The following is a 13,230-nucleotide window of genomic DNA, read 5'->3' on the forward strand; positions in this document are numbered from 1 at the left end:
TCTATTCCTCAGTTGGTTCTGGATAAGATAAAAATCAGGGGCCTTAGTTTTGGCCCCTGATGCTAACTATAACTCAGTTTATGTTTAAACCACGTTTCAGGAAATGGATTTCCCTCTCTTAGCTTCACATAAACGAAGTGAGACGTCAGAGTCCGCTTTACTGATTACTCAGCAGCTTCTTCTACGAAACCGTCTTCTTCAGCAACAGCAGCTACGTCTTGGTTACGACCTTCAGTAACAGACTGAGCAGCAGCGTTTAGGTAAAGCTGTACTGCACGGATTGCATCGTCGTTACCAGGGATGATGTAATCAATACCATCTGGGTCAGAGTTAGTATCAACTACAGCGTATACTGGGATACCAAGATTGTTCGCTTCTTTTACTGCGATGTGCTCGTGGTCAGCGTCGATTACGAATAGAGCGTCAGGTAGACCGCCCATATCTTTGATACCACCAAGAGATTTCTCTAGCTTCTCCATTTCGCGAGTACGCATTAGAGCTTCTTTCTTAGTTAGCTTGTCGAAAGTACCGTCTTGAGACTGAGCTTCAAGATCTTTCAGACGCTTGATTGACTGACGAACAGTTTTGTAGTTTGTTAGCATACCGCCTAACCAGCGGTTGTTAACGTAGTACTGGCCGCTAGCGATAGCAGCTTCTTTAACAGCTTCAGATGCAGCGCGTTTTGTACCTACGAAAAGAACTTTACCTTTTTTCTCGCCAACTTTGCCTAGCTCAGCTAGTGCTTCGTTGAACATTGGAACAGTTTTTTCTAGGTTGATGATATGAACCTTGTTACGAGCACCAAAGATGAATGGCTTCATTTTTGGGTTCCAGTAACGAGTCTGGTGACCGAAGTGTACACCAGCTTTTAGCATATCGCGCATTGATACAGTTGCCATTTTAAAATCCTCTATGGGGTTAGGCCTCCACGTCTCCCATGAATCCGACCTCTATTTAAAGAAGCACCCCGGAACATGTGTCGAAACGTGTGTGATTTAAAGATATAAGTTTAATTGAAGTAATCCTTGCCTCGCCAACTTCAGTCAGTTGAAGAAAACAGTTCTTACTTCGGCGCGCTTTATATCACAAATAGAGGACAAATTGCTAGCAAAAACCCTCTTTCTCATCGAATTTTTACCTAGTGTCTTTTTATCAACACTGAACTAGCCGCTAAATGATAACGGAATTCAATTGCGCTTAGTTAAGTCACTGGTAGAATAGGCAGCCATTGCAGATACTCTTTATTAAGAGAAGTGTTAGAAAACATAGAGATTACAGATGACCATTACCATTAAAAATGAACAAGAAATAGAGAAAATGCGCGTTGCCGGAAAGCTGGCGGCTGAAGTTCTCGAGATGATTGGGCCTTACGTGAAACCAGGAGTTACAACGGAAGAGCTGGATCAGATTTGTCACAAGTTCATCAATGATAATGGTGCTTACCCTGCTCCTCTAGACTACCACGGCTTTCCAAAGTCTATCTGCACATCAGTAAACCATATCGTATGCCACGGTATTCCTGCTGAAAAAGATGAAGTGGGTTCTGTAGGTAAACTTAAGCCTGCGGTACTTAAAGATGGTGATATCGTAAATATTGATATCACTGTGATTATACCAAATGACCCGGACGCACCTTTAGATACACGTCCGGAAGGTTATCACGGTGACACTTCAAAAATGTTCCTTGTGGGTAATGTTTCTCCTGCAGATCGCCGCCTATGCATGGTAGCGCAAGAGTCTCTATATGTAGGTATGAAAAAAGTTAAGCCTGGTGTGACCGTTGGTGACATCGGCACTGCGATTCAGAAGTACATCAAAGGGGTAACTCCGAGGTTCTCAATCGTTAAAGATTTTTGTGGACATGGCATTGGTGCAGACTTCCATGAAGAGCCGCAAGTTGTTCACTATAAGAACAACGATCGTCGAGTATTAAAACCTGGCATGATTTTCACCATTGAGCCTATGATCAACGCAGGTAAGTTTGGCTGTAGTGTGGATAGCGAAGACGACTGGACTGTTTACACAGGTGACGGCAAAAATTCTGCTCAGTGGGAACATACTATTCTGGTAACTGATACAGGCTGTGAAGTTCTTACCTTGCGTGAAGAAGAGTCAATTCCTCGCTTGATGAAGAACTAACATCAATCTTCCAATACGGCTTCAGTTCTTAAGATCCCTGCTTTTTAGCAGGGATTTTTTATAGTTCCAAATTACCAAAACTATTGGTAGATTGGGTGAATTGTAAGGAAATCTAGCGCACGGAATGCACTCAATGTCGTACACAAGTCCATTAAAATTTACTGATTCTCAAATAAACCCGGCAGAGATAAAACAGCAATTAGACTCTCTTGCCGAAAGTCAGAAACAAGACTTCTCCAACCACCTCCCTGTCAATGACCTTGTTTTCTCTCGTTCCAACTATATGGACGAGCTACTTCAAAGGTTATGGCGCTACTTTGACTTTGAACAGTTTGAAGGGCTTAGCCTTTTAGCGGTCGGTGGCTATGGCAGAGGTGAGTTACACCCGCTCTCAGATATCGATATTCTTATTCTTTCCGCACGTAGTATCCCGGACGAAGTGGGTCAGAAAGTTAGTGACTTTATTACTTTGCTATGGGATATAAAGCTTGAAGTTGGCCATGCGGTAAGAAGCATTGACGAATGTGTCAGTATAGGGAAAGAAGATCTGACTGTCGCGACAAACTTGCAAGAAACAAGATTGCTTTCCGGTTGTGAAGATACCTTTTACAAACTGAAAAATAAGGTGCTATCCGAGTCTTTTTGGCCCAGCGAACGATTCTTTGAAGCAAAGATTGCGGAGCAAAGAGCGCGGCACGCTAGGTTTAATGACACCACCTACAACCTTGAACCCGATATTAAGTCCACACCCGGTGGCTTAAGGGATATACATACCCTAAGTTGGATTGCACGTCGTCATTTTGGAGCGACTTCCTTACTAGAGATGAGCAAATTTGGTTTCCTTACTGAAGGAGAATATCGGGAGCTACAGGAGTGCCAGGACTTCTTATGGCGGGTGCGATTTGCACTACATCTGGAACTAAAACGATACGATAATCGACTCACTTTTGCCCATCAGGCAAATGTTGCTGAGCTTATTGGTTTTACCGGAGAAGCTAACGTACCTGTGGAAATGATGATGAAGGAGTTCTACAGAACACTTCGCCGAGTTGCCGAACTAAATAAAATGCTCATTAAGCTATTTAGCACCGCAATACTTGATCAGGGTGAGGAGCTGGAAGCTGAAATAATCAATGAAGACTTCCAGCGTCGCGGCCCCCATATTGAGGCGCGAAAGCCAGCGTTATTTCAGGCAAGACCAGAGACCATACTGGATATGTTCCTGCATATCGCAAACGATTCGAGCATCGAAGGTGTCGCTCCATCAACCATGAGGCAGCTTCGAACCGCTAGGAGAAGACTAAACCGCTTCTTACATACCATCCCAGAAGCCAGAGAGAAGTTTCTGGATCTCTGTCGACACCCAAATGCCTTACATAAGGCTTTCAGTTTAATGCACAAACTGGGCGTTCTGGCTGCATACTTACCTCAATGGAGCCAAATCGTTGGTCAAATGCAGTTTGACCTCTTCCACGTCTATACCGTCGATGAACACAGCATGAGGCTTCTAAAGAACATCCACGCCTTTAGCTTTGCAGAAAATCATAATAGGCACCCTATCTGCTGCGAGGTTTATCCTAAAATGCAGAAAAAGGAGTTGTTGATTATCGCGGCTATCTTCCACGACATTGGAAAGGGACGCGGTGGTGACCACTCTGAAATTGGGGCAGTCGAAGCGTACGATTTCTGTCTGGAGCTCGGATTGTCAAAGCCAGAAGCCAAGCTCGTTTCATGGCTGGTACAAAACCACCTGTTGATGTCGGTAACCGCTCAAAGAAGAGATATTTACGACCCAGAGGTTATCGCTGAGTTTGCAAAGAAAGTTCGTGATGAAGAGTATCTCGATTATCTCGTCTGTTTAACCGTTTCCGATATTTGTGCAACTAACCCCGAACTATGGAACAGCTGGAAGCGAACATTGCTTACAGAGCTCTATCATTCAACTCAACGAGCACTAAGACGCGGACTAGAAAACCCGGTAGACGTAAGAGATCGTATCAGACATAACCAGCAGCTTGCTTCTGCTCTGCTGAGAAAACAAGGTTTTACTGCACGAGACATCGAGCTTTTATGGCAACGTTTTAAAGCAGATTATTTCCTGAGACACACACACAAGCAGATTGCCTGGCATGGTACCCATATACTAAATATGGAGGATACCACTCAGACATTGGTTCTAATGAGTAAGAAAGCTACCCGTGGTGGTACCGAAGTATTTGTCTACTCGAAAGACCAGCCAGCCCTTTTTGCAATGGTTGTTGCAGAGCTAGACAGACGCCACTTTAATATCCATGACGCACAAATCATGACAAGCAAAGATGGCTATGTTTTAGATACTTTCATGGTATTGGATCATACCGGTCAGCCAATAGAAGAAGAACGTCATGAACTTATTATTAAAGGTATCGTAAAAGTTCTTTCTGACAGCAAACTAGACAAGATTCGTGTTCGCCGGACGCCAAGGAACCTGGTCCACTTCAACGTAAAAACTCAAGTTGATTTTATTCCTACTAAAGCTAAAAAACGTACGCTCATGGAGTTCGTGGCACTAGATACACCAGGGCTTCTGGCCACAGTCGGCTCAACTTTTGCTGACCTGAATATCAACCTGCTCGCGGCGAAGATATCTACCTTTGGTGAAAGAGCAGAAGACTTATTCATTCTCACCTCTTCTGATGGTGAGCAACTATCCGCAGAGGTGCAAGCGAAGCTACATAAACAACTAGTGAAAAATGTGGCAGATCTAACCCCAAACTAGAGGATTAAACTTTATACAAAAGTAAATGGCGATCTGGTGCACAATCCTTGTTGTTGCGTGGTATATCAGCTATATACCTCTCCAATGTGTTGCTAGTATGTATTCATACACGTACTCGTTTTTTTAACACAATAAGGTCAAGAGGTAGCTTATGTATCCCAACCTCACTGGATTAGGTATTCACGATCCTACTCAGATCGAACGATACTCACTTCGTCAAGAAGCTCACAAGGATGTGTTAAAAATTTACTTTCATAAGCAGAAAGGGGAACTGTTTGCGAAAAGCGTAAAGTTTAAATACCCACGTCAGGTGAAAAGTGTATTAGTGGATAGCGGTACGCACCAGTACAAAGAGGTTACCGAAATTAATCGTAATCTGACTTTGATTGTTGATGAGCTAAATCTGATTACCAACCCCGAAGTTGTATCAGAAAAAGATTTAAAGAAGAAAATTCTCATTGATCTTCAACACCTTGAAAAAGTTGTATCAAGCAAAATCAAAGAAATTGAATCTGACTTAGCGCGTTTAGATTAATCAGAAAAATTCAAAATGGTTAAGCCCCTGATTTGATATCAGGGGCTTTTTGTTTTTATCCGCACTCACTACAACATACGGTTCTCATTTCTGAACCAAAGCCAATGAAGATTTGATTGTTAAACTTAAACAAGCTGAAGATAACTATATAGAGCTTGTTTTATGCGTTATTTCGTCCTAATCATTACCTTGGTTATTAGTTGTACTCAGTATGCTTCTGCACAACCTGAACTCAACATTGTTCGCGGAAATAAGACTTATCCACCATTCGAAATATATAACCCTGGACAACCTTTAACCGGTTTCCATATCGAGCTGGTCACTGCTGTGGCAGAAAAACTGGGGGTTAAAGTCTCCTTTGACAGTGTCCCCTGGCGAAGAGCCGTGTATATGATTAGCACCGGGCAGGCAGATGCCATTACTTACTTTGGTAAAACTGCAGAACGAGAACACTTCGCGATTTTTGAACCCGGAAACCGAATCAGTTATTCCGCTAACGCTTTTTTTGTCCGAAAAGACGAATCGGAAAGCATTAAATATGATGGTAACTTTAACCAACTAAACGGCTATACCATAGGTAAAGTTCTTGGATACAGCTACGGTTCTAAGTTTGACAGCTACCCATGGATATCTGTCAGCGATACTGCTAAAGATGAAAACCGCTTACTGGATATGTTATTGGCCAATCATATTGACATTGGTATTGGCAATAAAGACAGAGTCGCCTACTTTGCCTCTCTGTCAGGTATCCGACAAAAAATTGAGTTCTTAACCCCGACATCAGATCCTATAGCCCAATATATCGCCTTTTCTAAAGCCAGCCCGAACCATAAGTGGGCTAAACCTTTCGCTGAGGCAATGCTGGAATTTACTCAAAGTAAAGAGTACGAGCGACTACTTGATAAGTATCAAATTGAGCCTCAAACAAGTACAGATTAACCATTTCTAAAAAAATACCCTCTAAAACATATATTTGCCCTTCACGACTCAACACAACCCAGCCTAACCCAACAAACACTAGCATTCGTGTAACATAATGCTAATATATTTAACATCTTGCGATAATTTAAATTCAAGGAATTCTAATAGTGATATTTATTCGCAATCGATGGCTATGGTTGTTTTTAAGTGCGCTCCCATTTTTTTCATTAGCAAAAGACACCACCTTCACGCTGGGTGGAGAGTTCGATATCAAACGCTATAAAAAAGTGAGTAAGATCCCTCCATTAGCACGTGGTGACTATGACGATATTCCTACGCAATTCTCACTCAAACGTTATGCTCCCTCAGTGGGTAACCAAGGAAGCTCAGGAAGTTGTGTTGGCTGGTCTACCGGCTATGCTGCCAGAAGTATCTTGTACAACAAGTGGGCCGATAAATCTCAACCTAAGCAAGCAAAAAAAGGGGCATTTTCTCCTGCCTGGGTGTTCAATCAGGTAAAGCTGTCTGACAACTGTGAAGGTGGAAGCTACATATCTGACGCCCTCAAATTATTAGCCGATAAGGGAGCGTTGCAGGACACTGCCTTTCCCTACTCTGAAAACTCATGCTATCGCATACCAACTCAAAGTGAGTTCTCCAAAGCAAATGATTTTAAAATTGAGCATTTCCGAAGGTTGTCCTCTTCTTATTCCTCGTCTTCTATTGCAGTAAACACCCGCAAAGCACTCGCCAGAGGAAACCCTGTCGTTATAGGAATGGCGGTTGGTGATACATTTATGAGGCACCGAGGAAGAAGTAATGTTTCTTTCTCTCAAGATGATTATCAGAGTTTTGAGTTCCACGGTATGGATGATTTCGGTGGTCACGCAATGACAGTTGTTGGTTATGACGACAACTACAAAGGCGGTTCATTCGAAATCATCAATAGTTGGGGAACAGACTGGGGAAACAAAGGCTATTTCTGGTTAAGTTATGAGGATTATCAGACGTTTGTGTTCGAAGCTTACGAGTTGATCGGACCAAAACCTTATGTTGAACCACCACCCGTTCCTAAGCCTAATTTTTTCCTGGAAGCGAACTTTATTCACTTTGATGGTTCCCCTCTTTTATTGAGTCATAAAAATGAAAGGTTCCATATAAAACAACCTCTTGGTTCAGGAGAGCGAATCAGGGCTCAACTAAAACTTGAACAAGATAGCTATGTTTATGTCATAGGAGCGGATAAATCAACCAGTGATCATGCTGTACTTTTCCCTCACAAAGAGATTTCGTCCCCCTATATTGGCAAAGGAGAAACACTGCTTCTTCCGGGTCCAACCGAAGCCTACTTCTCTCAACTGAACCGAACTGAAGGGGAAGATTACTTCATCATTCTGACGAGCACACAGCAGATAAGCATTGATGAAGTCGCGAGAAAAATGAGTACGCTCGCGATAGGTACACCAATCCAAAAAAGGCTTTCAGCAGCTTTAGGTGACACCATAGTAATACCTTCTCTAAATAAACAACTGGCGCGGGGCTATCTTAAAAACAACCAGGTGATGGCAACCGTTGTTTCACTGGATCACACAGCCCCTCGCCCGATGAAATCAGAAAATAATTCACCACAAATTGTGTTTACTTACCCCGAACCAGAAGCTCCGGCAACAACACATAGTCCAGCGCTTATCCTAACGACTGAAAACACAATCAGTATTGTTGGAGCAGCACAGGACCAGAGCCTCATAAAAGAAGTCTCTTCGGAGCAGGCTCTGCAAACTCGCTTTTCTTCGCGTGGAGCATTCAAACTGAAATTTGACCTAAGTGAGCTAGAGATTGGAAAAACTCAGACACTTACGGTAAAGGCTGTTGATGAGCACGGAAACGCTAAAACAGCCCAGTTAAATATAAGAAAACAAGCTGAACAACCTGAGGTCAGTCAATGAAATTAATTAAATACTTATTGAGCGCATTTCTACTATTGTGCGTAGTGCCAGTTGGCTTTGCCATGGACATTCAAAATGCTGGCCCTAAGCAACTGTATCAATGGGCTACCTCTCCAAACAATCAGAACCTTAAGTATTACTTGCGTTCTGTTTTGGCAGAGCGATTTCCTCAAACACCAGAAGGGCAATTTGCCAGAGCCTGGTTAGAGGACCAAAAAGGAAACTCTAAAAAGTCCCAACAACTGTATTTGAAAGCTATATCAGGTTCAGATGAACTTCACATAGCTTTTTATAATTTGTCTACCAGTACAGAAAATAGTGACAAGAAAATTTCTCTTTTGGAAAAAGCCTATAAAGCGACGATTCGCAACAACCACATCGATGCTGACTACTTTTTACGCGAGTATTATGCTGCAAGAGCAAAAGCTTCCGGATCAGACATTCTGAGTATGTTTGGCACTACGCTTCGCAATGGCGACGATGTTGAACAATCTCTCTACCACTTTTTAAAAGCAGCAGAATTTCGCAATAACGGTCAGTTCAAGCAGGCGATGGAATCTGCTTACGAAGCTGTACAGCAGTACCCTTCTCCCGACAGTATTTATAGGCTGTATGACTACATCTTAAGGTATCAGAAACACAGTGGAGCCTCCCGTTCTGAACTTTTTTCTGCATTAGAGGAAGCCGTCGTGACCATTGCAAGAATGGGCGCACCTGCCTCTATCAATGAGTATGCTTTTAGTCGGCTGGCTGCGGTCATTAACAGTGAGTTCAAGGTTCAGGGGAATAGCACCGAAGCCATTTTGTACCAGCAAGCCTATCTGCAGAGACAATCTCCCGCAATGGCAATACAGTGGGGGCTTGCATTGGGCTCTCTTGGTGTTGGTAACTACGAAGGCGGACAGGAAGTATTGGAAGATCTGATGAAAGAACTTCCCGATTTTGCTGACGGGTGGGATGCTCTGGCGTATTACTACTATGAACGAATGTTTGATCGGGATAAGTTTGTTCACGCTTCCGAGATGTCTATCAAAACCAGTAAAGGTACAAAAGAACTGCTTCGCTTCATGCCAAACGTTGCCAGCAGGTACTCTTCGTTAGCCATGCAAGATGCCGCGTTAAAAATACTTGAAGATAACTACCAACAATTAAAGCAAGGTGAAGGCAGTGATTACACTAGCTATTATTATGCACTGGTAGAAACAGCTCTTACTGCATTACAGTTTGATAAGGCTGAATATTATTATCAGGAGGCGATCAAAAAAGTTCCTTATAGCAACTATTGGGAAAAATACCGCACCTTCATTGACAGTGCCCGTAACGCAGAGCAACAAACGGACACTTTCTATAAAAACAATCCATTTTTAAGCAATTGGGAAAAACAGTTTGGTAAGAGCATTCAGCTCTCAATCAATTTTGCCGTTAACTCTGCTGCAATCCCATCGTCTGCCCACAAATCGTTAGATAAGGCTGCCAGGGCTCTCAAACAACCAGGGGGTGATAACTACCTGTTCGAAGTTGAAGGGCATACTGATAGCAGCGGCTCTGACCAGATCAACATCCCGCTTTCGCAAAAACGCGCTGAATCCGTTGTCGCATATTTAGAAAAGAAACACGGGATCTCACCCAACAGAATGATCACGAAAGGGTTTGGTTCTGCTTTACCTATTGCCTCTAACTGGACCGAAAAAGGTAAAAAGCGTAACCGACGAGTAGAAATCAAGCCAATGGGGAACATTCAACAGCCACAATTTGCGGTTGCAGGAAACCTAAAAAGTGACGGTGCGACATTCAGTAAAGATGGTCGTTATATGGCTTCAGGCTATGCACCAATCAGGTTATGGGATCTCGAAAAGGGCATTACTATAAAGGAACTTCATTTTGGTGGAGAAAATAGAGAGTTCTCTCCTGACGGCCGTTACTTAGCCGTTATTTCCGATGTAACGCTTAAGGATGGTATCAAAATAGCCGCTCTCTATGTTGTTGATACCAAGACCGGAATAATGAAGGCCCCACTTTCACTATTTGGCATGGGAACCAACTTCCGTTACCTATCCTGGAGCCCGGATAGCGATAAAATTGCTTTTACTACCGGGAATGGTTATGTCGGTATTTTTGATGTTTCGAAGAATAAGTTCACACGTGCAAGCAGAATTTCTAAAATCGCGGTCAGCGGCCCTGTAGCATGGGTTGCCGCTACAAACCAGATCGCTGTTGCACAATCCAACTCCAATAAACACCTGAGACTGTTTGATGCGGACACACTCGCACTAGAGAATACTCTGGAAGGTGTCGACTGGGCTCACTCCATCGCTTATGTTGCTGAGCAGAATAAACTCGTTGTTGCAAACAACAACCGCACCTACTCAGTTTACGATGTGCAAAACCCTGAAGCCTTTCAAACCTTCTCAACCTCTATGCCGATCCCAAGAAGAATGGTACCTATCACAGGCAGTAACTACTTACTCATTGATGATAAGTTTTCCGATACTTCTGTAGGACTTTTCAACTTCGTGGATGGCACAGAGGGAGTGCTCGCTGAATATGAAGATGATCCTCGTATAGGTATGAGCCCTGATGGCCGATATGCAATAGTTGCTTCGGGAGAGAAGCTCTTCAAATATGACTTGCATGTTGAAACATTCAGAACCCCTGTTGCTGAGTTCGAATCAGCCACACCAACAGCCATAGATCTCAAAATAAACAAGAAGCACAACTTCTTAATATCGGAAGATACTAATGGTACGGCCATATGGCACATTCAGGAAGGTCGTAAGATTCACACAATAGACAAGGTGAACCACCTAAGTTGGTACCAGTCGCGTTCCAATGAGTCGAGTTACTTCTCACTGACTAAAGAGGGTGACTTTCTTCAGTTTGATCTCAATGACTTCAAGCTAAAGCAAAAAACTCTGAATCTGGGCTTTGAGCCAACGAAGATTACATACAACAACAAACACCTGGTTATTGCAGGCGTTGACCCTGACAGTGATGGCAAAGGTGGAAATGGTTACATTGCGTTATACGACATCAAGTCTTTGCGTAAAATTCAGCAAACCCGTTTTGATCTAAATACAGCCCCACTTTCTTACGGATTGTGGTCAGGTGGATTCTCTGATCTTGCCCTGTCAGACGATGGTTCTAAGTTAATGGCACTAACCTGGTGGAATGATGGCGGTAGAGGTACAACACGCTCTAAAGCGGTTTACGTATGGGACACGAACAACCTGAGCTCTTCACCTAAATCACCACGCACCAGCAGTACGCCTCTGTACTTAGTTGAGTTTAAAAAAGGAGATTCCAATACCGCAGTTGTTGAAGGGCTCACCTCTAAGATGGAGATGAACTTATCCACATCGAAAATCTCCAACTATCAGAATATTTTTGACAAAATTCCTGAGACGGATAGTGAACCTAAAATCTCGCGCGATGACAGAAGCTTAGTGTATGGCACAAAGACACGCTATCTGGAAAATCAGGCATTGTCTGTTATCAGTGAAGAGGAGCTCAACCTTGCCGTGGTTTATACCAGAGCTAATGCAATGGAGTTTTACCAACTCGACACGTTAGAGAAAAAGCTAACCATTCAGAATCGCAGAGATGGTGAGTGGGTTGCATTCACACCAGCAGGATATTACAACGCCTCTCTTAATGGTCTCACCGGTGTTTACTGGTCATTTGGCGACTACCTACTTCCGTTTGAAAACCTTAAAGAGAAGTACGTAAGCCCGCAGAGAGTTAAGCGGGCACTTCAGGATATTATCAACAAGCGAGATTCTGATGATCAGCCAATAATAGACAATGACATCATTGTAGATATGCCATACGAAGTCGCTTTAGTCGGTAAAGATAAGATTAATACTGAGGCAGAAAGTTATACCATCGAGTTAAAGGTAACAAAGACGGACAACTCTAAGCCAGATCCGGACTTCTTCTTTACTATTAATAATCGTAAAACTCGTGGCTTCGAAGCGGATCCTTTTGTTGACGACGATGAGAGCATCACAGTAACCCGTAAAGTCCCACTGGGTATTGGCGAGAATATCGTCACCGCCAACCTCGTGTACAAAGGTGTTGTCACTTACAAAAAGGATATCGTAATCACAAGACAGGAGACGCAAAGCAACGAAGGTGAAGGTACGTTGTGGTTCTTTGGTGTTGGGGTATCACAATATGAAAACCCATTGCAAAATCTTGACTTTGCTCACCGAGACGCACAGGAGCTCGCCAAAGCTCTTAAGCAGCAGCAAGGCAAGTTATTTGCGAAGGTAAATACCAAGGTACTTACAGATCAGACAGCTACTGCTCGCGATATTAAGATAGAGATGAATGAGTTTTTGTCAGATGCAGGCAGAGATGATCTGGTCGTCATATTTATCGCTGGGCATGGTGTTCAGGATGGCAACCAGAATTTATACTTCATGGCGCACGATAGTGAACTGAGCAAGCCATATACTGGTATGCCAATTGATGAGTTTAAAGCATTTCTTGATCGCAGACCTGTAAACCAGAAGGCGCTCTTCTTGTTGGACATCTGTCACTCAGGAAGCAGTATCGATAAAGGGCGAATCACTTCTGAAGATGCGATCAAAGCGTTATCGGATGGAACCGCGACCACCGTGTTTAGTTCCTCGAAAGGTGCACAACAATCCTTCGAAGATGAGTCGTTTGGTGGTGGGCATGGTGCATTCACATATAGTCTTCTCGAAGCACTCAAGAAAGGTGACGAGCAAATGGGTGATGGTGATGGCTACACCAGTCTGATGGAGATGATCTTCTTCACTATTCGTGAAGTTCCTCGTCTGACTAACCGCGCTCAAACTCCGGCTATTCCGGTACTAATCAATAATGATGACTACCCTCTGGCAAAAACGCCTTAATCACTAGATAAGGAACCAGGGCGATTCGCCCTGATTCCTTATAATATCTAG

7 protein-coding genes are annotated in these 13,230 nt (G+C 43.2%); 6 read left to right on the forward strand and 1 reads right to left on the reverse strand.

Going from position 1 to position 13,230, the window contains the following annotated elements; all coding sequences use genetic code 11:
- Positions 1 to 164 precede the first annotated feature (164 nt).
- Positions 165 to 899, reverse strand: a complete 735-nt coding sequence (gene rpsB, locus SNR28_RS22730; protein WP_375751100.1) for a 30S ribosomal protein S2 — start codon at positions 897 to 899, stop codon at positions 165 to 167.
- A gap of 379 nt (positions 900 to 1,278) precedes the next feature.
- Between rpsB and map the strand changes: the two genes are divergently transcribed.
- The 6 genes from map (at position 1,279) to SNR28_RS22760 (ending at position 13,179) form a co-directional block, all read left to right on the forward strand.
- The gene (gene map / locus SNR28_RS22735; RefSeq protein WP_375751102.1) at positions 1,279 to 2,139 is read left to right on the forward strand and encodes a type I methionyl aminopeptidase; all 861 of its coding nucleotides are present in this window, start codon (positions 1,279 to 1,281) and stop codon (positions 2,137 to 2,139) included.
- Positions 2,140 to 2,272: 133 nt separating this feature from the next.
- The gene (gene glnD / locus SNR28_RS22740) at positions 2,273 to 4,897 is read left to right on the forward strand and encodes a bifunctional uridylyltransferase/uridylyl-removing protein GlnD (RefSeq protein ID WP_375751103.1); all 2,625 of its coding nucleotides are present in this window, start codon (positions 2,273 to 2,275) and stop codon (positions 4,895 to 4,897) included.
- Positions 4,898 to 5,048: 151 nt separating this feature from the next.
- Positions 5,049 to 5,432 carry a DUF3461 family protein gene (locus SNR28_RS22745; RefSeq protein ID WP_375751104.1) on the forward strand — a complete coding sequence of 128 codons (384 nt, stop codon included), beginning with the start codon at positions 5,049 to 5,051 and terminating at the stop codon, positions 5,430 to 5,432.
- Between the two features lie 162 nt (positions 5,433 to 5,594).
- Positions 5,595 to 6,371, forward strand: coding sequence for a substrate-binding periplasmic protein (locus SNR28_RS22750; RefSeq protein ID WP_375751105.1), 777 nt, complete (start codon positions 5,595 to 5,597; stop codon positions 6,369 to 6,371).
- 149 nt (positions 6,372 to 6,520) lie between these two features.
- Positions 6,521 to 8,299 carry a C1 family peptidase gene (locus SNR28_RS22755; protein WP_375751107.1) on the forward strand — a complete coding sequence of 593 codons (1,779 nt, stop codon included), beginning with the start codon at positions 6,521 to 6,523 and terminating at the stop codon, positions 8,297 to 8,299.
- A complete protein-coding gene (locus SNR28_RS22760) occupies positions 8,296 to 13,179 on the forward strand; it encodes an OmpA family protein (protein WP_375751108.1) in 4,884 nt (1,627 codons plus the stop codon). Before SNR28_RS22755 ends, SNR28_RS22760 begins: the two co-directional genes overlap by 4 nt.
- The last annotated feature ends 51 nt before the right edge of the window (positions 13,180 to 13,230 follow it).

It is taken from the genome of Vibrio iocasae, from assembly GCF_042245395.1.
Taxonomy (GTDB): domain Bacteria; phylum Pseudomonadota; class Gammaproteobacteria; order Enterobacterales; family Vibrionaceae; genus Vibrio; species Vibrio iocasae.